Below are 21,235 nucleotides of genomic sequence, written 5' to 3' on the forward strand. Positions count from 1 at the left end.
TCGCCGTCGATGATGCGGCGCTTGAGACGCTCCTCCAGCGGCAGGGCGGCCAGTTCCTCGGCCTTGCCCGCCTTCAGCGACTTCGCGGTGGCGCCCTCGAACAGCGCCATCAGCCTCTGCAGCGGGTCATAGCCCTCGGCACGCCGGTCGTAGACGAGGTCGAGGGCGGTCTGCACCTCTTCCTCGCTGAACCGGGCGATCGGCAGAATCTTCGACGCGTGCACGATCGCCGAGTCCAGACCCGCCTTGACGCACTCATCCAGGAACACCGAGTTCAGAACGAGCCGGGCGGCGGGGTTGAGGCCGAAGGAGATGTTCGACAGTCCCAGCGTGGTCTGCACCTCGGGGTGGCGGCGTTTGAGTTCACGGATCGCCTCGATGGTGGCGATGCCGTCCTTGCGGGACTCCTCCTGGCCGGTGCAGATGGTGAAGGTCAGGGCGTCGATGAGGATGTCGGACTCGTGGATGCCCCAGTTGCCGGTGAGGTCCTCGATGAGCCGCTCGGCGATGGCGACCTTGTTCTCGACGGTGCGGGCCTGGCCCTCCTCGTCGATGGTGAGCGCGATCAGGGCCGCGCCGTGCTCCTGGGCCAGCCGGGTGACCTTGGCGAAGCGCGACTCGGGGCCGTCGCCGTCCTCGTAGTTGACGGAGTTGATGACGGCGCGGCCGCCCAGCTTCTCCAGGCCGGCCCGCAGGACCTCGACCTCGGTGGAGTCGAGCACGATCGGCAGGGTGGAGGCCGTGGCGAAGCGGCCGGCCAGCTCCTCCATGTCGGCGACGCCGTCGCGGCCCACATAGTCGACGCAGAGGTCGAGCATGTGCGCGCCCTCGCGGATCTGGTCGCGGGCCATCTCCACGCAGTCGTCCCAGCGGCCGTCCAGCATGGCCTCGCGGAACTTCTTGGAGCCGTTGGCGTTGGTGCGCTCGCCGATCGCCAGGTACGAGGTGTCCTGGCGGAACGGGACCGTCTGGTAGAGCGACGCGGCGCCGGGCTCGGGCTGCGGCTCGCGGACGCCCGGGGTGAGGTCGCGGACCCGCTCGACGACCTGGCGCAGGTGCTCCGGGGTGGTGCCGCAGCAGCCGCCGATCAGAGAGAGTCCGTACTCGCGGACGAAGGTCTCCTGGGCGTCGGCCAGCTCGGAGGGGGTGAGCGGGTAGTGCGCGCCGTTCTTGCCCAGGACCGGCAGGCCGGCGTTGGGCATGCAGGACAGCGGGATGCGGGAGTGCCGCGCCAGGTAGCGCAGGTGCTCGCTCATCTCGGCGGGGCCGGTGGCGCAGTTCAGGCCGATCATGTCGATGCCGAGCGGCTCCAGGGCGGTCAGCGCCGCGCCGATCTCGGAGCCGAGGAGCATGGTGCCGGTGGTCTCGACGGTGACGGAGACGATGAGGGGGACGTCGGCGCCGAGGGCGTCGAGGGCGCGACGGGCGCCGATGACGGAGGCCTTGGTCTGGAGCAGGTCCTGGGTGGTCTCGACGAGCAGAGCGTCGGAGCCGCCGGCCAGCAGGCCCTCGGCGTTCTGCTGGTAGGCGTCGCGCAGGGCGGTGTACGGGGCGTGGCCGAGGGTCGGCAGCTTGGTGCCGGGGCCGATGGAGCCGAGCACCCAGCGCTGCTGTCCGGTGGCGGCGGTGACCTCGTCGGCGACCTCGCGGGCGATCCGGGCGCCGGCCTCGGAGAGCTCGTGGACGCGCTCGGCGATGTCGTACTCGCCGAGGGCGGCGAAGTTGGCGCCGAAGGTGTTGGTCTCGACGCAGTCGACGCCGGCGGCGAAGTACTCCTGGTGCACAGAGCGGACGATGTCCGGCCGCGTCACGTTGAGGATCTCGTTGCAGCCCTCGAGGTTCTCGAAGTCCTCGAGCGTCGGGTCCTGTGCCTGGAGCATGGTGCCCATGGCTCCGTCGGCCACCACCACACGGGTGGCGAGCGCCTCACGGAGGGCGGCGGCGCGGTTCCGGCTGTCAGCGGAAGGGGTCGGCAACGAGGCCATGGATGTGCTCCCTGGAATGCGACGGCTGTCGGCTTTGCACCCTCGGTGGAGGGCGCACGGGGCCAGCGTAACCGCGGAGATGCCGGGGTGGACACGGTGTCCCACAGGCCGGACGGCATCCTTTGTCAGGAGACTCCCGGTCGCACCCCTTCCTGTCGGACACTGGCATGAGTGACGCAGGGTCGGCATCGACCGATAGTGTTCAGCATTGTCGAACAGCGTGATCGACAGCGATCCACGCGACCAGGGCAGGGAGAAAGGGCCGGGCGATGGCGAAGAACATCCAGTCGCTTGAACGGGCGGCGGCGATGCTGCGACTGCTCGCGGGCGGCGAGCGCCGGCTGGGCCTGTCCGACATCGCCTCCTCCCTGGGCCTGGCCAAGGGCACCGCGCACGGCATCCTGCGCACCCTGCAGGCCGAGGGCTTCGTCGAGCAGGACGCGGCCTCCGGCCGGTACCAGCTGGGAGCGGAGCTGCTGCGCCTGGGCAACAGCTATCTGGACGTGCACGAGCTGCGGGCGCGCGCCCTCGTATGGACGGACGACCTGGCCCGGTCCAGCGGCGAGAGCGTCCATCTGGGGGTCCTGCACCAGCAGGGCGTGCTGATCGTGCACCACGTGTTCCGGCCGGACGACAGCCGCCAGGTCCTGGAGGTGGGGGCCATGCAGCCGCTGCACTCCACGGCCCTGGGCAAGGTCCTGTCGGCGTACGACCCGGTGGCGCACAGCGAGGTCCTGGAGGTGGAGCTGAAGGGCTTCACGGACCGGACGGTGACCGGCCTCCAGGACTTCGAGACGCTGCTCGACATGACCCGCGCGCGCGGCTGGGCCGCGGACGTGGAGGAGACCTGGGAGGGCGTGGCCTCGGTGGCCGCGCCGATCCACGACCGGCGGCGGATGCCGGTCGGCGCGGTGGCCATCACGGGCGCGGTGGAGCGGGTCTGCCACGGCGGGGAGCTGCGCTCCGAGCTGGTCGCGGCGGTACGCGACTGCGCCCGCGCGGTCTCCCGCGACCTGGGCGCCGGGCGCTTCTGAGCCGCTGAGCGGAACCTCCGGAACCCGTCGATAACGATCGCGTTATCGGCGGGTTTTTCGCTACCGGAACCCTTGACGCGCTGTTAACCCGAGGGCAAAACTTCCGTTCATCGGTCGGCATTGTCGAACACCTACCGGAATTGGCCGCTAGAGTGTGACGGTGCCGAGGGCCGACAACGCCCTCACCTGAGGGCGCGGACCACCGGAGGGACCCGGGGTTCGCCTTCCCCTGGACGAAGGACAAAGGAGTCGCGGGTGTCCAGCTCCGACATCTTCATCGGCGAGATCATTGGTACCGCCGTACTCATCCTGCTCGGTGGCGGCGTGGTCGCCGCCGTCGTGCTCAAGCGCTCGAAGGCGCAGAACGCCGGCTGGCTCGCCATCACCTTCGGGTGGGGTTTCGCGGTCATGACCGCGGTCTACATGACGGGCACCCTCTCGGGCGCCCACCTCAACCCGGCGGTCACCGTCGGCATCGCGATCAAGGACGGCGACTGGAGCAACGTTCCGGTCTACTTCGCCGGCCAGCTGCTCGGCGCCATGCTCGGCGCCTTCCTGGTCTGGATCGCGTACTACGGCCAGTTCCAGGCCCACCTCACGGACCCCGAGGTCGTGGGCGACGTCGAGAAGAAGGCCATCGAGGGCGCGCACCACGAGGGCGCCGGCCACGCCGGCCCGGTCCTCGGCGTCTTCTCCACCGGTCCTGAGGTCCGGGTCGTCTGGCAGAACCTGGCGACCGAGATCATCGGCACGGTCGTGCTGGTCCTCGCCGTGCTCACGCAGGGCCTCAACGACAGCGGCAAGGGCCTCGGCGTCATCGGCGCCCTGATCACCGCCTTCGTCGTGGTCTCCATCGGCCTCTCGCTCGGCGGCCCGACCGGCTACGCGATCAACCCGGCCCGTGACCTCGGTCCGCGCATCGTGCACGCGCTGCTCCCGCTGCCGAACAAGGGCGGCTCCGACTGGAGCTACGCCTGGATCCCGGTGGTCGGCCCCCTGGTGGGCGGCGCCATCGCCGCGGGTATCTACAACATCGCGTTCGCCTGAGCCGTCCTTCTTCCAGACCACCCTTGGAGCACACCGTGACCGACGCACACACCACCGGCACCTCCTCCCACGGCGCGGGCCCGTTCATCGCGGCCATCGACCAGGGCACCACCTCCTCCCGCTGCATCGTCTTCGACCGCGACGGGCGCATCGTCTCCGTCGACCAGAAGGAGCACGAGCAGATCTTCCCGAAGCCGGGCTGGGTGGAGCACAACGCCGCCGAGATCTGGGCCAACGTCCAGGAAGTGGTGGCGGGCGCCATCGACAAGGCGGGCATCACCTCCGCCGACGTCAAGGCGATCGGCATCACCAACCAGCGCGAGACCACTCTGCTGTGGGACAAGAACACCGGCGAGCCGGTGCACAACGCGCTGGTCTGGCAGGACACCCGCACCGACACGCTCTGCAAGGAGCTCGGCCGCAACGTCGGGCAGGACCGCTTCCGCCGCGAGACCGGCCTGCCGCTCGCCTCGTACTTCTCCGGGCCCAAGGTCCGCTGGCTGCTCGACAACGTCGAGGGCCTGCGCGAGCGCGCCGAGCGCGGCGACATCCTGTTCGGCACCATGGACTCCTGGGTCATCTGGAACCTCACGGGCGGTGTCGACGGCGGTCACCACGTCACCGACGTCACCAACGCCTCGCGCACCATGCTGATGAACCTGCACACCATGGAGTGGGACGAGAAGATCCTGCAGTCCATGGAGGTCCCGGCCGCCGTGCTGCCGGAGATCCGCTCCTCCGCCGAGGTGTACGGCACCGTCAAGGGCGGCGTCCTGGACGGCGTCCCGGTCGCCTCCGCGCTCGGCGACCAGCAGGCCGCCCTGTTCGGCCAGACCTGCTTCGCCGAGGGCGAGGCCAAGTCCACCTACGGCACCGGCACCTTCATGCTGATGAACACCGGTGACAAGATCATCAACTCCTACAGCGGCCTGCTGACCACGGTCGGCTACCAGATCGGCGACAAGAAGCCGGTCTACGCCCTGGAAGGCTCGATCGCCGTCACCGGTTCGCTGGTGCAGTGGATGCGCGACCAGATGGGCCTGATCAACTCCGCCGCCGAGATCGAGACCCTCGCGTCCTCGGTCGAGGACAACGGCGGCGCGTACTTCGTACCGGCCTTCTCGGGCCTGTTCGCCCCGTACTGGCGCTCCGACGCCCGCGGCGTGATCGCCGGCCTCACTCGGTACGTCACCAAGGCGCACATCGCGCGCGCCGTCCTGGAGGCCACCGCCTGGCAGACCCGAGAGATCACCGACGCCATGACGAAGGACTCGGGCGTCGAGCTGACCGCGCTGAAGGTCGACGGCGGCATGACCTCCAACAACCTGCTGATGCAGACCCTCTCGGACTTCCTGGACGCGCCGGTCGTGCGTCCGATGGTCGCCGAGACGACCTGCCTCGGCGCCGCCTACGCCGCCGGCCTGGCCGTCGGCTTCTGGCCGGACACCGACGCCCTGCGCGCCAACTGGCGACGGGCCGCGGAATGGACCCCTCGCATGGACGCCGACAAGCGTGAGCGCGAGTACAAGAGCTGGCTCAAGGCCGTGGAACGTTCCATGGGCTGGCTCGAAGACGGATCTGACGAGGAGTAATTCGAGATGACCACCCTGCAGAGCGTCTCCTCCCTGGGGACGCGCCCGGCTGGCGGATCGCTTCCGACCCGCGCCGAGACCAGAGAGCAGCTGTCCAAGGCGACGTACGACCTTCTGGTGATCGGCGGCGGCATCCTGGGCATCTCCACCGCCTGGCACGCCGCGCAGTCCGGTCTGCGGGTGGCCCTGGTGGACGCCGGCGACTTCGCCGGTGCCACCTCCTCCGCCTCCTCCAAGCTGCTCCACGGCGGCCTGCGCTACCTGCAGACCGGCGCGGTGAAGCTGGTGGCGGAGAACCACTTCGAGCGGCGTGCGGTGTCCCGTCAGGTGGCCCCGCACCTCGCCAACCCCCTGACGTTCTACCTGCCCGTCTACAAGGGCGGCCCGCACGGCGCGGCCAAGCTGGGCGCCGGGGTGTTCGCGTACAGCGCGCTCTCCGCGTTCGGCGACGGCGTCGGCCACCTGCTCTCGCCGGCCAAGGCGGCGCAGGACGTGCCGGAGCTGCGGACCGACGGCCTCAAGGCCGTGGCCGTGTACGGCGACGACCAGATGAACGACTCCCGGATGGCGCTGATGACGGTCCGGGCCGCCGTCGACGCCGGCGCGACCGTCCTCAACCACGCCGAGGTCACCGGGCTGCGCTTCACCCGGGGCCGGGTCACCGGCGCGGAGCTGAAGGACCGGATCTCCGGCGAGGAGTTCGGCGTCGGCGCCCGCCTGGTGCTCAACGCGACCGGCCCGTGGGTGGACCACCTGCGCAAGATGGAGAACCCGAACGCGGCGCCGTCCATCCGCCTCTCCAAGGGCGCACACCTGGTCCTCAAGCGCACCGCGCCCTGGCGGGCCGCGCTGGCGACCCCGATCGACAAGTACCGGATCACCTTCGCCCTCCCCTGGGAGGACATGCTCCTGCTCGGCACCACCGACGAGGCGTACGAGGGCGACCCGGCCGAGGTCGCGGTCAACGAGAAGGACACCGCCCAGATACTCGACGAGGCCGCCTTCTCCATCCGCGACCAGCAGCTCGACCGCTCGCTGATCACCTACGCCTTCGCGGGCCTGCGGGTGCTGCCGGGCGGTCCCGGCGACACCTCGAAGGCCAAGCGCGAGACGGTCGTCACCGAGGGCCGCGGCGGCATGCTGTCGGTGGCCGGCGGCAAGTGGACGACCTTCCGCCACATCGGCCGGACGATCATGAAGAAGCTGGAGTCGCTGCCCGGCCACCCGCTGGGCGAGGACTACGAGCCGGTCTCCACGCTGCCGAAGCGGCTCCCGCTGCCCGGCATCGCCAACCCGAACGCGGTGGCCCACCGGCTGCTCGTGGACGGCCCGGCGCCCGGTCCGCGGATGGCCGCCGACACCGCCAAGCACCTGGCGACGCACTACGGCTCGCTCTCCTTCGACATCGCCCGCATGGCGAACGAGAACCCGGAGCTCGGCGAGCGGATCCACCCGGACGCCCCGGAGATCTGGGCGCAGGTCGCCTACTCCCGCGACCACGAGTGGGCCGAGACGGCGGACGACGTGCTGCGCCGCCGCACGACCCTGACGATCCGCGGCCTGGCGACGGACGAGATCCGCGGCAAGGTCGAGGACATGCTCGGCAAGTAGCGGCGGGTGTAAGGGGCGGTCTCCACGGAGGCCGCCCCTTACGCATGGCCGGGAGCGGCGCGGCTGCTGCGAGCCGGGGAACGGGGCGACGGGGAGGGCGAGTTCCCGCCACCGAGCCACCCCGTGTCTTCTGTGTGCCGACCGGTCATCGTGGGTAGCCGATCAAGACCGGGGACGAACCCCGGCCGTGTTCGGGGGCTGCGGCCCGACCCCCGGGAAGCCGTAAGGTTGGTCCGTACGACAGGAACTTCGAAAAGGAGGCACTGGGTGATCGAGCTCGAGGGGGTTCCCGAGCTGATCGACCCGGTCATGGTGGCCGCGTTCGAGGGCTGGAACGACGCCGGCGACGCCGCCTCCACCGCGGTCGCCCATCTGGACCGGGAATGGAAGGGCGAGGTGTTCGCGGCGCTCGACGCCGAGGACTACTACGACTTCCAGGTCAACCGGCCCACGGTGTGGTTGGACGGCGGGGTCCGGAAGATCACCTGGCCCACCACCCGGCTCTCCGTGGTCCGGGTCGGCGGCGAGAAGCCGCGCGACCTGGTGCTGGTCCGCGGCATCGAGCCGTCCATGCGCTGGCGCTCGTTCTGCAACGAGCTGCTCGGCTTCGCCCACGAGCTCGGCGTGGAGATGGTCGTGATCCTGGGCGCGCTGCTCGGCGACACGCCGCACACCCGGCCCGTCCCGGTCAGCGGGGTCACCTCGGACCCGGATCTGGCGCGCACCATGGACCTGGAGGAGACCCGCTACGAGGGCCCGACGGGCATCGTCGGCATCCTCCAGGAGGCCTGCACGCACGCCGGCGTCCCCGCGGTGAGCCTGTGGGCGGCCGTGCCGCACTACGTGTCCCAGCCGCCCAACCCGAAGGCGACGCTGGCCCTGCTGAACCGCCTGGAGGACCTGATCGGGCTGCGCATCCCGCTGGGCGAGCTGCCCGAGGACGCGCGGGCCTGGCAGCTGGGCGTGGACCAACTCGCCTCCGAGGACAGCGAGGTGGCGGAGTACGTCCAGACGCTGGAGGAGGCACGGGACACCGCGGAGCTGCCGGAGGCGTCGGGCGAGGCCATCGCCCGCGAGTTCGAGCGCTATCTGCGCCGGCGCGACCCCGGGGCGGGCCCCGGCGTGGCGACGGAGGGCGGCGACGCCTCGTACCTGCGGGACACCGGCACCGAGCGGACCCGTCCGCCGAAGCCGCAGCAGCCGGGGCCTGAGGCCGTCCCGGGCCCGGAGGCCGAGCCCCTGACGGACGAGGCCGAGGGCCGGGACGACGAACCGCCGACGGACGAGGCCGAGGGCCGGGACGACGACGCCGAGGACTCCGAGGACTGAGGCGTCGAGGAGCGAGCGGTACGGGAGGGGCGGTGCGAACCGCCCCTCCCGTAGCCGTTTCGGCGCGGCTGCTCAGACCCGCGGCACGGACACCGCGTCGTACGTGGTCTCGGGTTTCGGGTCCACGTCGAAGCGGGCGTTGGGCAGGTAGATCCGGTCGCCCCAGGCTGCCGCGGTGGTCGGGATGCGGAACCGCTCCGGGTCGGTGATCCGGGCGATCGCCGTGCCGCGTGCGCCGGTCGCGTCGAGCCGGACAACGTCGATCTGGTTCTTCTGCTGCTGGACTATGTACAGGTCGCGGCCGAGCAGCAGCAGTCCGTCCCCGTTCGGGATCTCGAGGCCGCCGAGGTCGACCGTGCGGGCCGTGCCGGTGCGCGGGTCGACCCGCATCAACGAGCCGCCGCCCTTTGCGCAGTTGACCACGAGGAGGGCCCGCCCGTCGGGGGTCCGCTCGATGCCGTTCGCGGTGAAGTCCGCGCCCTGGACCCAGTCGCCGCCGAGCGGGACGGTCGTGATCGCGTCGCCGGGCTCGCCGGTGCGATCGAGGGCGAGCCGGTAGAGCTGTGGCTGGAAGGAGTCGGTGAACCACGCCGCGCCCGGGGTCAGGACGACGTCGTTGACCATGGTGTTGTCCGCGCCGAGCCCGGTGAAGTGGCGCTGCAGCGCGCCGGATCGGGCGTCGACGACGCGGATCTCCCGGCTCCAGCCGCCGGCGAGGAAGAGCCGCCGCTCCGCCCGGTCGATCTTGAGCCCGACGGTGGCCTTGTCGGGGCCGAGCCCCTGGTGGACGATCCGGCCCGTTCCGGTGGCCAACGAGACGCGGTACACGGCCCCGTCACGCAGCGAGCCGAAGTACGCGTACGGGCTGTGCCCGATGGCGATGCCCTCCGGCTGGAAGCCGTCGGGCAGCGGGAAGCCGGTGGGCCACGGCCCGCCGGGTGCGGCCGCGTGCGCCGCGCCGGCGGCGAGCGGTCCGGTGAGAGCCGCCGCGCCGAGGGCGACGGCGGCTCCCAGGAATCCTCTGCGTGCGAGGGGACGATGCACTGAGCGCCCTTTCGTACAACTGGTCTATTGGCGCTCACACCTCATCACAACAGCCCCTTCCGACGCGACGATTGGCCGAATTTCACCCCTTTCCGTGTCGCTCCCTTCCAGGCCGTCCTTCCGGGTCGTTCCCCTCCGGGCCGCCCTTCCGGGTCGCTTCTCAGCTGCACGCGAACCGCGCCGCCGCCCAGTCGCCGTGGTCGCCGCTCTTGGACCCGTTGGTGTCGGTGATCCTCAGCCGGACGTGACGCGCGCCGGTGACGTCGACGGCCGCCGGGACCGTGGCCGAGGCCCCGGTCAGCTTCGGCGAGGTCCACAGCACCTTGCCGTCCGCCTCGACCGAGAACGCTGCCTCGCCGTACCCGTTGATCTCGTCGTCGATGCCGACGTCCGCCGTGAAGGCGGTGCACCGGCCCCCGAGGTAGACCTCGATGTCGGAGTCGGCGTGCGCGCCGATGCCCTTGTCGTAGGTCGTGCCGGCCAGGGTGAGGGTTCGGCCGTCGTTCGCGCCGGACTCACCGTTGGAGCGGTCGCGCTCGGGCGGCCCCCAGCCGTTGGCGGACTTCAGCCAGACCAGATCGCTCGCCCAGGCGTCCGCCGTGGGCGGCTCCGGCATCACCCCGACGGCGAACCGCTGGACCGCCACGCGGTCCTGGCCGGCGGCGCGGTGACGGACGCTCGCGGTGAGCGTCGCCTCCCCGGGGCTGGCCCCCTTGGGCGGCGTCACCGCCACCTGGACGCGCCGGGTCGTGCCCGCCGGGATGCGGTCGATCCGGGCGGCCGGGGTGACCTGCCAGCCCTCGGGGGCCGCCACGGCGACCTCGACGCCGGTGGCGTCCCGGGAGCCCGCGGCGACGTCGACGGAGACGGCGCCGGACACGCCCGCGCCCAGCTCCTGCCCGGCCGGGGCGGACGCCACGGCGGCGGCTCCGGGCACGGCTCCGCCGACCGCGCTGGTGTCGCTCAGGGTCAGCGCGAAGGGCCGGTCGGTGCGCAGCGCGGCCGTCTTCACGTGCACTGCTCCCCCGCGGTCGGCGGGGTCGTACCACCAGCCCTGGGCGGCCGCGTCGAACGCGGCGCGGCTCGTGTGCTTGGGCAGGGTCGTGCCCTCAAGACCGACCCGGCTCGGGGCGTCGCCGGTGTGCACGGTGAACGCGTACGGCCGGGCCCCGGCCTTGCCGCTGTACGTGCCCTTGCTCGCGCCGATCCGCACGGTCACGTCCCCCGCGCCGCGGGTCGGCGCGATGACGTCGGCGCGCTGGGTGGCGTACTGGCCGGCCCGGTGGGCGCGGGTGACGCCGTCGTCCTCGTACAGGGTGAACGACGAGGTCCCCTGCGGGTAGACGTCCCAGGCGACCGGGGAGCCGGGGGTGCGGTCGGTGTACGAGCGGATGCCGCCGGGCCACATCGGGACGCTCGCCCCGGCGCGGACGAACAGGGGCAGGGTGTCGAGCGGGGCGCTGTAGTCGTCGAGGGTGAGCGGGCCCTCGTACACGCGGCCGCTCCAGTAGTCGATCCAGGTCCCCTTGGGAAGGTAGATGCCGTCGCGCTCGACGGCGTCCTGGTACACGGGCGCGACGAGGAAGTCCTCGCCGCTGAGGAACTCGTACTTGGCGGCGTCGCCGGCCGCCTTCGGGTCGTCCGGGTACTCCAGGGCGAGCGGGCGGGCGAGGCCGACGCCGGTCTTCGTCGCCTGGTGGGCGTGGCTGTAGATGTACGGCAGCAGGGCCTCGTGGAGCTTGAGGTAGCTGCGGTTGATGCTCGTGTACGGCTCGCCGTACCGGAAGGGCTGCTTATCGTTCGCGGCCCAGCCGTCCATGGTCATCGTGACCGGCAGGAACGTCTTCCACTGCAGGTCACGGGCGTACGTCTTGGCGCTGCCGCCGAAGATGCCGTCGACGTCGCCGGTGGTGTAGGCGAGCCCGGACATGGACGCGCCGGCGTAGGTGGGGATCTGCCAGCGGATGTACTCCCAGGTGCCGGACTGGTCGCCGGACCACTGGACGCCGCAGCGCTGCGCCCCCGACCAGCTCTCGGGGGCCCAGGTGAAGCCGCGGGCGTCGCTGTTCGCCTCGATGCCCGCGTGGGCGGCCTTGCAGCCGTCCAGGGCGAACTTGTAGCCCGCGCCGACCCAGGCGACGTCGAGCTTGGCGACCCGCTGGCCGGCCTTGACCTGGTCGGCGAGCTTGTCGAGGCCGTCCTCGGTCCACAGGCCGAGCTGCATGCCGCGCTGCCGCAGGCCGGCGCCGGTCTCGGCGAGGTTCTCGTAGCCGCAGCCGTAGCCGTCGTTGACGAGCATCCAGCCGTTGGGCATGTCGTTCTGCACGTAGCCGTCGGCGACCTTCAGCGCGTCGAGGGTGTGCCGCTCGCCGCGGTTGGCGTTGTGCAGGTAGCAGTCGGCGTCGCCGATCTCAAGGCCGTACACGGGCGGCATGAAGGGCTTGCCGGTGAGGTTCGTGTACTGGCCGATGACGTCCTTGACGGCGTCCTCGCCGGCGCCGGTGAAGTAGTAGGCGTCGAAGCGGCGTTCGCGGGCAGAGGCGGTGACGGGCTCGCCGAAGACGTAGGTGTTCGGGGCGTAGGTGTTGCGGTAGACGCCGTACCCGGCGGAGGAGAGGTAGAAGGGGACGGAGTTGGGATGGCCGCCGTCGTTCCAGTTGTAGTCGACGCCGACCTCGACGGTCTTGCCGCGGTGCGAGGTGTTGCCGCGGCCGTTCTGCATGCCCGCGCCGTAGAACTGCTCGGCGGATCCTCGGGCCAGGGTCTGGACGGTGCGGTCCTGGTTCCAGGTCAGGCCCTTGGTCTCGGACCAGAGTTCGGTGCCGTCGGCCCGGTACGCGGCGAAGCGCAGCGGCGACTTGTAGGCGCGCAGGGTGACCCGGGCGGTGCTGAGCTCGTAGCGGTCGCCGAGGTCGGCCCAGCGGGTGGCGGGCGGGGCGCCCTGCGGCAGGACGATGTCCCGGCCGGTGGGGTCGGTGTGCTTGCCGTCGGGGGCGAGTTCGATGCGGAAGGTCTCGTCGGTGACGAAGCTGACCCGGGCCTCGGCCGCGCCCGCGGCCAGCCGGTAGACCGGGCCCTCGGCGGTGAAGCCGGTGACCTCGCCGACCGTGGTGTCGGCTGGATCGGCCGTGGCCGCCCCGCCGGGGCCTGTGAGGGCGGCGAGCAGCCCGAGGAGCGCGCCAACTGCCGCTGTTCTCAGTCGCGTCGGTGATCTCATGGCCCCGTGTGTAGCGCGCCCGGGCGGGTCGGACCATGGACTTGTGCGGGCCGCTCCTGGACTTATGGATCCGGGAGCGGCACGCGGGGACGAATCCGGGCGATGCTGGGCGCGACGCCGAGGGCCGCTACAGGGCGACGCCGAGGAGGGCGTCGACCGTGCGGGAGACGACGCCGGGCGCGGACTCGTCCGTGCCGCCCTCGCTCTCCTGGAGCGCGGCCCAGCGGTCGACCGCGGCGAGCGCGGCCGGGGCGTCGAGGTCGTCCGCGAGCGCCTCGCGGATCTCCTCGACGAGGGCGTCGGCCGAGGGGCCGTCGGGCCGGGAGACGGCGGCGCGCCAGCGGTCGAGGCGGGCCACGGCGTCGTCCAGGACGTCGTCCGTCCACTCCCAGTCGGCGCGGTAGTGGTGCGCGAGCAGGGTCAGGCGGATCGCCGCCGGGTCGACGCCGGCGCGGCGCAGCGCGGAGACGAAGACCAGGTTGCCCTTGGACTTGGACATCTTCTCGCCGTGCAGGGCGACCATGCCGGCGTGCACGTACGCCTTGGCCATGGGGTACTCGCCGGTGAGCGTCTGGGCGTGCGAGGCGCCCATCTCGTGGTGCGGGAAGATCAGGTCGGAGCCGCCGCCCTGCACGTCGAAGCCCATGCCGAGGTGGTCGAGGGCGATGGCGACGCACTCGATGTGCCAGCCGGGGCGGCCGGGGCCGAGGGTGCCGCCGTCCCAGCTCGGCTCGCCCTCACGGGCGGCCATCCACAGCATCGGGTCGAGCGGGTTCTTCTTGCCGGGGCGCTCGGGGTCGCCGCCGCGCTCGGCGGACAGGTGCCGCATGAGCTCGGTGTCGTAGTTCGACACCGAACCGAAGTGCGGGTCGGCCTCGACGGAGAAGTAGACGTCGCCGTCCAGCTCGTAGGCGGCTCCGGCGTCGCGCAGTCGCTCGACCAGCGGCACGATCCCCGGTATCGCCTCGACGGCGCCGATGTAGTGCTGCGGCGGAAGCATCCGCAGGGCGGTCATGTCCTCGCGGAACAGGGCGGTCTCGCGCTCGGCGAGGCCCACCCAGTCGACGCCGTCGCGGAGCGCGCGCTCCAGGAGCGGATCGTCGACGTCGGTGACGTTCTGGACGTATTGGACCTGCCGCTTGGTGTCGAGCCACACGCGCTGAACGAGGTCGAACGCGTTGTAGGTCGCCGCGTGACCCATGTGGGTCGCGTCGTACGGCGTGATGCCGCAGACGTAGATACGGGCGACGGGGCCGGGGGCGAGGGTCACTCGCCCGCCGGTCGCGGTGTCGTGGATCCGGAGGTCGCGGCCCTTGCCAGGAAGGGCGGGGACCTCAGAAGCGGGCCAGGCATGCATGTCCTGAGCCTAACCGGACGGGTGTTCCGGATACGAACCGGATACGGGATCTTGTCCGATCAGGCGTTCTTGCGCGATCCCGGGAGTTGTGCCTGGCAGGCGCGACACCGGCCCGCGCCGAACGTCCCTCGTCAGACCGGCGGCCAGGGGATCGCGGGCCACTGGCCGGACGGCTCGGGATGGCGTCCGGTGGAGCGCAGCAGGGTCACCCGGGCCCGAATCGCGTCGATCTCGGCCGGGGTGAGCAGCTGGGCCAGCCGGGTGGCGAGCGGCGCGCCCGGCGCGAGCTCGCCGTCGAGCCGGGCCAGCACTTCGGCGGCCTCGGCGGGCAGCGGCTCTCCGGCCCAGCCCCACAGCAGGGTGCGGAGCTTGTCGTCGACGTGGAAGGTGACCCCGTGGTCGATCCCGTACAGCCGGCCGTCGGGGGCGGGCAGCAGGTGGCCGCCCTTGCGGTCGCCGTTGTTGATCACCGCGTCCAGCACGGCGAGGCGGCGCAGCGCGGGATCGTCGGCGTGCACGAGGAGCGCGCTGCGGTCCTCGGCGACCTGGGCGAGGCCGACGGCCTTCCAGCCCTCCCCGGGCTCCTCCCGCTCGACGAGGCCGAGCAGCTCGGCGTCGGCGTCGGCCTCGATCCAGAGCTGGACCATGCCCTCGCCGTACGGGCCGTCGCGCAGCACGGTGGGCGGTACGAGGCCCCAGCCGGTGGCCTCGGAGACCTCGTACGCGGCGACCTCCCGCTGGGCCAGCGTGCCGTCCGGGAAGTCCCACAGCGGCTGCTCGCCGGCGACCGGCTTGTAGACGCAGACGGCCGACTCGCCCTCGTGCGTCACGGAGCAGTACAGGACGGCATTGGACGCCTCGCGGACCTGACCCTTGACGGTCAGCTCGCCCTCGGCAAGAAGGTCGAGCACCGTCACACCCCCCGGCGGTATCCGTTCTGGCGCGGGCATACATGTCCTTCCGGATCGAGCGGGAGGCTGCACAGCGGGCACGGCGGCCGGCCGGCGTTGACCACGTCGAGGGCCCGCTTGGCGAAGGCCCGGGCCTGGGCGCCGGTGAGCCGGACCCGCAGCATGGGCGGGCCGTTCTCCTCGTCCTGCAGCAGCCGCTCCTCGGCCTCGGCGAGGTCCTCCTCGGACTCCACGTCGAGCTCGACGAGCGCCTGCGCCTCGACGATCATCCGCTGTTCCTCGCCGTCCCAGGCCAGGGCCATGGTGCCGACCCGGAACTCCTCCTCCACGGGGGTGTCGAGCGGGGCGCTGTCGGAGACGTCCGGCGGGGCGACGGCGGGCACCGGGGCGTTTCCGCCGGTGCGCCGCACGACCTCGTCGAGGAGTTCGTCTATGCGTTCGGCGAGCGCCGCCACCTGCGTCTTCTCCAGGGCCACGCTGGTGACCCGGCCTCCGGCGGAGGCCTGCAGGAAGAACGTGCGGCGGCCAGGCAGCCCGACCGTGCCGGCCACGAAGCGCTCCGGTGGGTCGTAGAGGAACACCTGACGGGCCACGTCCCTGTCTCCCTTGGGTCTCGACGGCGGAATTCACAATCCCGCGGTGGGTCTCTGCGATGGATCTCGGCGGCAATCGGGCTACGGGGCCCCGAGGTTGTCCCGGTGGCAGCCCTCCGGCCCGTCCACCCTACTGCGCGGAGCGATCACGGTGCGCCCGCGCCGCCGCCGACCTCGGCGGTCCCGGCGTCCCCGCCGCCGCCCTCCCGCGGGGCGAAGCCCGCGAGGTCGCCGGTGTCGCCGAGGCGGACCAGGAAGGGGCGCAGCCGGGTGTAGCGGATCACCGTGACCGAGCAGGGGTCGACGTGGATGCGCTGGAAAAGGTCCAGGTGCAGGCCGAGCGCGTCGGCGACGACGGACTTGATGATGTCGCCGTGCGAGCACATCGCGTAGACGGCGTCCTCGCCGTGCTCGGCCTCGATCCGGGCGTTCCAGTCCCGTACGGCCTCGACGGCCCGGTGCTGCATGGCGCGCATCGACTCGCCGCCGGGGAACGCGGCGGCGGAGGCGTGCGCCTGCACGATCTTCATCAGCGGCTCGTCGGCCAGCTCGGCGAGCTTGCGCCCGGACCAGTCGCCGTAGTCGCACTCGCTGATCCGCTCGTCGATGTGCAGCGGCAGTCCGGGCCGGGCGTCGAGCAGCGGCCGCAGGGTCTCCTGGCAGCGCTCCAGCGGGCTGCTGACCGCGGCGGCGAGCGGGATCCCCGCGAGCCGTCCGGGCAGCGCGGCGGCCTGTGCGGCGCCCCGCTCGTCGAGCCCGACCCCGGGCGTCCGTCCGGCGAGCACTCCGGCGGTGTTGGCGGTGGAACGTCCGTGCCGGACGAGGATCAGCGTGGCCATGCCGGAAGGGTAAGCGGCCGCACGGGTGCATGGGACGGACGGGCGGGGAAGAATACGCGGCGTGATCGTGGACAGTGCCATCTATCGGGGCGGGCGCCGTACGGCGGGGCCGTCGGATCTCTCGGACGCGTTGGACGAGGCGCGGGCGACCGGGGACGCTTTCTTGTGGGTGGGCCTCCACGAGCCCACCGAGGCCGAGTTCGACCACGTCACGGCGGAGTTCGCGCTGCATCCGCTGGCGGTCGAGGACGCGCTGAAGGCGCATCAGCGGCCGAAGCTGGAGGTGTACGACGACTCGCTGTTCATGGTCCTCAAGCCGGTGGTGTACGAGCCGGAGAGCGACCGGGTCTCCACGGGCGAGCTGATGGTGTTCATCGGCGACTCGTTCGTGGTGACGGTCCGGCACGGCGAGGGCGCGCCGCTCGCCCAGGTCCGCCGCCGTCTTGAGGCGGAGCCGGAGGTGCTGAAGCAGGGGCCGACGTCGGTGCTGTACGCGATCAGCGACGCGGTCGTGGACCACTACATCGACGTGGCGGCCGAGCTCCAGATCGACCTCGAGGAGCTGGAGACGGCCGTGTTCGCGCCGGGCGGCGAGCCCTCGGCCGGGGACCCGAAGGGCACCGCCGGCCGGATCTACACGGCCAAGCGGCAGGTGCTGGAGTTCCGCCGGGCCAGCGGCCCGCTGACGGCCCCGATGTCGCGGCTCGCGGCCGGGGCGGTGCCGTTCGTGCACGCGGCGGCGCAGCCGTTCTTCCGGGACGTGAGCGACCACCTGATCCGGGCCAACGAGCAGGTGGAGAGTCTGGACCGGCTGCTGTCGGACGTGCTGTCGGCGCATCTGGCGCAGATGGGCGTGCGGCAGAACGACGACATGCGCAAGATCTCCGCGTGGGCGGCCATGGCCGCGGTCCCCACCATGGTGGCGGGGATCTACGGCATGAACTTCGACCACATGCCCGAACTGCGCTGGGCGTGGGCGTACCCGGCGGTGGTCCTGCTGATGGCCGGCGCGGTGCTGGGTCTGCACCGGCTGTTCAAGCGGCGCGGCTGGCTGTAGCGGAGGCTCCTCAGAACGCCGGCGCGGGAGTGGCCGGTCCGCCCAGCGCGTCGCGCCGCTCGGGCATCTTGAGGTCGACCATCCGCCGCCACCCGCCGAACCGCTCGTACGCGTACACGGCGTGGATCCCGGCGGCCAGGGCGGCCGACTTGGCCCGGGGCCAGCCGAGCAGCCGGCCCATGTGGGCCATCACGGCGAGGCTGACGTCGCGGTACACCCTGATCTCGCTGAGGGCGGACTCGCGCAGCGTGCGCTGGATCAGCCGGCCGTGTCCGGCGTACGCCAGGCGCAGCAACTCCTCGTGGCAGTACGCGAGGTGGTTGTCCTCGTCGTTGCAGATCATCCTGATCGCCTTGCCGAGCTCGGGATGGTCGCCGAAGTACGTGACCAGCATGTCCATCTGGTCGGCGGCCCGCTGCTCGGTGACCCGGCTGTGCGAGAGGTAGACGATGATGTCGCGCTCGGTCAGCGGCTCGTCGCGCTTGAGCTTCTCGTGGGCGAGGCCGATGCCCCGCTTCTCCAGGAGCATCGTGTAGTCGGTCTCGGGCGGGACGTCGACGGGCGGCAGGTCGCGCTTCTTGAGCAGCGCGTTGAAGATCCTGCCGTGCTTGTCCTCGTCCGCTCCGTGCCGGGTGATCTTCGGCGCCAGGTCCCGCATGCCGACGGGGACGAGCGCGGCGATCCGGCCGTTCTCCCAGCCGCCCTGCGTCTCGCCGCTGGCGGCGATGGAGCAGAACAGCTGGAAGGAGTCGTCGTCGTCGATGATTTCCTGGAAAAGGCTTCGGGCCGAGAGCATTGCTGCCACCTCCACACGGACGTCCGCACGCCGCACGCCCGCAGAGAAGAAGTCAAATGCGCTCCGCCGAAGGCGGCAACACGAGGGCCGGAGCACTCGGCCGAAAGGCGGAATCGTCCGGGGCCGTAACCGGGGGCACGGTGGCGCGTTGTGCTGCGTGACGGCCGTGGCGGGGAAGACCCCCCGAGCCCCCACCACGGCCGCAGACTTCCCCACCTGTACCGCCCCGGCCGCGCCGCCAGCCGTTACGCCAGGCCCGCGCGCTCCAGCGCCTCGACGCCGGCGCGCAGCGCGGCCACCCGCTCGTCGAGAGTGAATCCGGCCGGGGCCAGGGTCAGCGTGTTGACGCCGGCCTCCGCGTAGGCCTTCATCCGGTCCGCGATGGTGGCCACATCGCCCAGCAGCGCGGTCTGCTCGATGAGGCTCCGCGGCACGGCCGCGGCCGCGCCCGCCTTGTCGCCGGCCAGGTACTTCTCCTGGATCTCGGCGGCCTCCTTCTCGTAGCCCATGCGCTGCGCGAGCTGGTTGTAGAAGTTCTGCTTCCGGCTGCCCATGCCGCCCACGTACAGGGCGGTGTACGGGCGGAACATGTCCGCGAGGGCGTCGACGTCCGCGCCGAGGGCGATCGGCAGCGAGGGGTGCACGTCGAAGCCCTCCATCGTCAGGCCCGCCTTCTCGCGGCCGGCCCGGATGTGGCGGATCGCCGTCTCCTCCAGGTGCTCGGCGGAGGGGAAGATCAGCAGCGCGCCGTCGGCGATCTCGCCGGTCTGCTCCAGGTTCTTCGGGCCGATCGCGGCGATGTAGAGCGGGATGTGCTCGCGCTGCGGGTGCACGGTGAGCTTGATGGGCTTGCCCGGGCCGTCGGGCAGCGGCAGCGTCCAGTGCTCGCCGGAGTAGCTGAGGCGCTCGCGGGTCATCGCCTTGCGGACGATCTCCACGTACTCGCGGGTGCGGGCCAGCGGCTTGTCGAACTTGACGCCGTACCAGCCCTCCGAGACCTGCGGGCCGGAGACGCCGAGGCCGAGGCGGAAGCGGCCGCCCGAGAGCGAGTCGAGGGTGGCCGCGGTCATGGCGGTCATCGCGGGCTGGCGGGCCGGGATCTGCATGATCGCCGAGCCGACGTCGATCCGCTCGGTCTGCGCGGCGACCCACGAGAGCACGGTCGGGGCGTCCGAGCCGTACGCCTCGGCGGCCCAGCACACGTCGTAGCCGAGCCGGTCGGCCTCCTGCGCGACGGCGAGGTTGTCGCCGTCCATTCCGGCGCCCCAGTACCCGAGGTTGATGCCCAGTCGCATGCCCAACACCCTCTTTACCGATCAGTAACGTCCCTGTGGGCCGGACTCTAGCGCGGTGCGCGGGATCCGTCAGGAGCCGGTTGTCCACAGGCTCTCTCCGCGTGGTGTCTTGGCCAGTAATCTCGCGCTCATGGAGCAGAGGCATCTCGGCCGTACCGGCCTGCGCGTGTCCCGGATCGGGCTCGGCACCCTCACCTGGGGCCGGGACACGGACGAACATGACGCCGCCGACCAGCTGAAGGCGTTCTGGGAGGCGGGCGGCACGCTGGTCGACACGGCGGACGTGTACGCCGGCGGGGAGGCGGAGTACCTGCTCGGGCAGCTCATCGGCGGTCTGGTGCCGCGCCGGGACCTGGTGATCTCGACGAAGGCGGGCAGCGTGCCCGACCCGGACCGGCGGTGCGACGGCTCGCGGGGGCATCTGCTCGCGGCCCTCGACGCCTCCCTCGCACGGCTCGGCACGGACCACGTGGACCTGTGGCAGCTGCACGCCTACGACCCGTACACCCCGCTCGAGGAGTCACTGGGGGCCCTGGACCTGGCGGTGAGCAGCGGGCGGGCGCGGTACGCGGGCGTGGCCGATTTCTGCGGCTGGCAGCTGGCGAAGGCGGCGACCTGGCAGCTCGGCGGGGCCGGGACGCGGACCCGGCTGGCCGGGACGCAGATGGAGTACTCGCTGCTCCAGCGGGGCGTGGAGCGGGAGGTGCTGCCCGCGGCGCGGGACCTCGGCATAGGTCTGCTGCCGTCGTCGCCGCTGGGCCGCGGGGTGCTGACCGGCAAGTACCGGCACGGCACCCCGACGGACTCGCGGGGCGGCTCGGAGACGATGGCGCCCTTCGTCGAGCCGTATCTGGACGAGACGGCAAGCCGGATCGTGGAGGCGGTCGCGACGGCGGCGGACGGCCTGGCGGCGACGCCGCTGCAAGTGGCGCTGGCGTGGGTGCGGGACCGGCCGGGCGTGACCGCCCCGATCGTCGGCGCGCGCGACGCGCGGCAGCTCTCCGAGGCGTTGTCGGTGGAGACCCTTAGTCTTCCTGACGAGATCTGCCGGGCCCTCGACGACGTGTCGGCGCCCGTGCACCGCTACCCGGACCACGACTGGAGCACCTTGTGACCGTGCCAGACCCCTCGCGCGGCGAGTCCGCCGAGGTTCCCCCGTCCGACGTCGCCCCGGAGACGGAGGCGGAGTCCGCCGCGCCGCCGGACGCCGAGGCGACGCCGGAGGCGGACACGGTCGGCGACGCGGCCGGGGACGGCGGTACGGAGGGGGCCGCCAAGCCCGCGCTGTCCGAGGCCGAGGCCGAGCTGGCGGCGCAGGCCGAGGAGCGGGCCCGGATCGAGCGGCGCAAGGCGGAGAAGGAGGGCCCCGTCGAGAGCGGGGCCAAGCTGAGCGGCAAGGCCGCCGACCTGCTCGCGGCCGTACGGGCCGTGGAGGCCGGCGAGAAGTCCGGCACCGCGTTCTACGAGAACCCCGCGCCGGCCGCCCGGCGACCCTCCCCCGAGCCGGCCGCCCCGAGCCGGCCCCGGC

At 72.0% G+C, this 21,235-nt stretch carries 16 protein-coding genes and 1 pseudogene; 8 read left to right on the plus strand and 9 right to left on the minus strand.

Translation table 11 applies throughout. The features are described from left to right. The coding region (locus tag VIU94_RS33605; RefSeq protein ID WP_331917388.1) for a homocysteine S-methyltransferase family protein at positions 1-1,985 on the minus strand (1,985 nt) is incomplete at its 3' end. Positions 1,986-2,254: 269 nt separating this feature from the next. On the opposite strand from VIU94_RS33605, the gene VIU94_RS33610 reads away from it, so the two are divergent. The 5 genes from VIU94_RS33610 (at position 2,255) to VIU94_RS33630 (ending at position 8,598) form a co-directional block, all read left to right on the plus strand. Beyond that, positions 2,255-3,019 (plus strand): IclR family transcriptional regulator, encoded by a 765-nt coding sequence (locus VIU94_RS33610; RefSeq protein WP_331917390.1) that lies wholly within the window; start codon positions 2,255-2,257, stop codon positions 3,017-3,019. Between the two features lie 255 nt (positions 3,020-3,274). Then, entirely contained in the window at positions 3,275-4,066 is a 792-nt protein-coding gene (locus tag VIU94_RS33615; protein ID WP_331917392.1) for an MIP/aquaporin family protein, read from the plus strand. Between the two features lie 35 nt (positions 4,067-4,101). Beyond that, positions 4,102-5,658: a glycerol kinase GlpK gene (glpK, locus tag VIU94_RS33620; protein ID WP_331917394.1), complete on the plus strand. Its 1,557-nt coding sequence runs from the start codon at positions 4,102-4,104 to the stop codon at positions 5,656-5,658. A gap of 6 nt (positions 5,659-5,664) precedes the next feature. Further along, complete coding sequence (locus VIU94_RS33625) at positions 5,665-7,269, plus strand: glycerol-3-phosphate dehydrogenase/oxidase (RefSeq protein ID WP_331917396.1); 1,605 nt, start codon at positions 5,665-5,667, stop codon at positions 7,267-7,269. Between the two features lie 267 nt (positions 7,270-7,536). Beyond that, entirely contained in the window at positions 7,537-8,598 is a 1,062-nt protein-coding gene (locus tag VIU94_RS33630; protein WP_331917398.1) for a PAC2 family protein, read from the plus strand. A gap of 72 nt (positions 8,599-8,670) precedes the next feature. On the opposite strand, the gene VIU94_RS33635 is transcribed toward VIU94_RS33630, so the two are convergent. The 6 genes from VIU94_RS33635 to VIU94_RS33660 form a co-directional block, all read right to left on the minus strand. Then, on the minus strand, positions 8,671-9,642 hold the full coding sequence (locus VIU94_RS33635; RefSeq protein ID WP_331917400.1) for an SMP-30/gluconolactonase/LRE family protein: 972 nt from the start codon (positions 9,640-9,642) through the stop codon (positions 8,671-8,673). A 160-nt stretch (positions 9,643-9,802) separates the two neighbouring features. After that, positions 9,803-12,859: an NPCBM/NEW2 domain-containing protein gene (locus tag VIU94_RS33640; protein ID WP_331917402.1), complete on the minus strand. Its 3,057-nt coding sequence runs from the start codon at positions 12,857-12,859 to the stop codon at positions 9,803-9,805. A 127-nt stretch (positions 12,860-12,986) separates the two neighbouring features. Continuing rightward, positions 12,987-14,216: a cysteine--1-D-myo-inosityl 2-amino-2-deoxy-alpha-D-glucopyranoside ligase gene (gene mshC / locus VIU94_RS33645; protein WP_331917404.1), complete on the minus strand. Its 1,230-nt coding sequence runs from the start codon at positions 14,214-14,216 to the stop codon at positions 12,987-12,989. A 131-nt stretch (positions 14,217-14,347) separates the two neighbouring features. Beyond that, complete coding sequence (locus VIU94_RS33650; RefSeq protein WP_331917406.1) at positions 14,348-15,166, minus strand: Rv2133c family protein; 819 nt, start codon at positions 15,164-15,166, stop codon at positions 14,348-14,350. Then, positions 15,130-15,720 carry an Rv2134c family protein gene (locus VIU94_RS33655; RefSeq protein WP_331917408.1) on the minus strand — a complete coding sequence of 197 codons (591 nt, stop codon included), beginning with the start codon at positions 15,718-15,720 and terminating at the stop codon, positions 15,130-15,132. The genes VIU94_RS33650 and VIU94_RS33655 overlap by 37 nt, the downstream gene beginning before the upstream one ends. 146 nt (positions 15,721-15,866) lie before the next feature. Then, the gene (locus VIU94_RS33660; protein ID WP_331917410.1) at positions 15,867-16,559 is read right to left on the minus strand and encodes a histidine phosphatase family protein; all 693 of its coding nucleotides are present in this window, start codon (positions 16,557-16,559) and stop codon (positions 15,867-15,869) included. 52 nt (positions 16,560-16,611) lie between these two features. On the opposite strand from VIU94_RS33660, the gene VIU94_RS33665 reads away from it, so the two are divergent. Next, on the plus strand, positions 16,612-17,616 hold the full coding sequence (locus VIU94_RS33665; protein WP_331917418.1) for a magnesium and cobalt transport protein CorA: 1,005 nt from the start codon (positions 16,612-16,614) through the stop codon (positions 17,614-17,616). 10 nt (positions 17,617-17,626) lie between these two features. Here VIU94_RS33665 and VIU94_RS33670 read toward each other — a convergent pair whose 3' ends face one another. Both VIU94_RS33670 and VIU94_RS33675 read right to left on the minus strand, forming a co-directional pair. After that, entirely contained in the window at positions 17,627-18,412 is a 786-nt protein-coding gene (locus VIU94_RS33670; RefSeq protein WP_331917412.1) for a ferritin-like domain-containing protein, read from the minus strand. A gap of 245 nt (positions 18,413-18,657) precedes the next feature. Further along, positions 18,658-19,707, minus strand: a complete 1,050-nt coding sequence (locus VIU94_RS33675; protein WP_331917414.1) for an LLM class F420-dependent oxidoreductase — start codon at positions 19,705-19,707, stop codon at positions 18,658-18,660. Between the two features lie 130 nt (positions 19,708-19,837). Here VIU94_RS33675 and VIU94_RS33680 point away from each other — a divergent pair, with 130 nt between their 5' ends. Both VIU94_RS33680 and VIU94_RS33685 read left to right on the plus strand, forming a co-directional pair. Next, positions 19,838-20,821, plus strand: coding sequence for an aldo/keto reductase (locus VIU94_RS33680; RefSeq protein ID WP_331917416.1), 984 nt, complete (start codon positions 19,838-19,840; stop codon positions 20,819-20,821). A 2-nt stretch (positions 20,822-20,823) separates the two neighbouring features. Beyond that, positions 20,824-21,235: pseudogene (locus VIU94_RS33685) on the plus strand (DNA helicase RecD); the annotation flags it as partial.

It is taken from the genome of Streptomyces sp. (assembly GCF_036566765.1).
GTDB lineage: Bacteria > Actinomycetota > Actinomycetes > Streptomycetales > Streptomycetaceae > Streptomyces.

Excerpts from the sequence above, each read along its gene's own strand:
- VIU94_RS33625 (WP_331917396.1), top strand. The coding sequence starts at position 5,665 with ATGACCACCCTGCAGAGCGTCTCCTCCCTGGGGACGCGCCCGGCTGGC.
- VIU94_RS33610 (WP_331917390.1), top strand. The coding sequence starts at position 2,255 with ATGGCGAAGAACATCCAGTCGCTTGAACGGGCGGCGGCGATGCTGCGA.
- mshC (WP_331917404.1), bottom strand. The coding sequence starts at position 14,216 with ATGCATGCCTGGCCCGCTTCTGAGGTCCCCGCCCTTCCTGGCAAGGGC.
- VIU94_RS33675 (WP_331917414.1), bottom strand. The coding sequence starts at position 19,707 with ATGCGACTGGGCATCAACCTCGGGTACTGGGGCGCCGGAATGGACGGC.
- VIU94_RS33660 (WP_331917410.1), bottom strand. The coding sequence starts at position 16,559 with ATGGCCACGCTGATCCTCGTCCGGCACGGACGTTCCACCGCCAACACC.
- VIU94_RS33670 (WP_331917412.1), bottom strand. The coding sequence starts at position 18,412 with ATGCTCTCGGCCCGAAGCCTTTTCCAGGAAATCATCGACGACGACGAC.
- VIU94_RS33640 (WP_331917402.1), bottom strand. The coding sequence starts at position 12,859 with ATGAGATCACCGACGCGACTGAGAACAGCGGCAGTTGGCGCGCTCCTC.
- VIU94_RS33650 (WP_331917406.1), bottom strand. The coding sequence starts at position 15,166 with ATGCCCGCGCCAGAACGGATACCGCCGGGGGGTGTGACGGTGCTCGAC.
- VIU94_RS33680 (WP_331917416.1), top strand. The coding sequence starts at position 19,838 with ATGGAGCAGAGGCATCTCGGCCGTACCGGCCTGCGCGTGTCCCGGATC.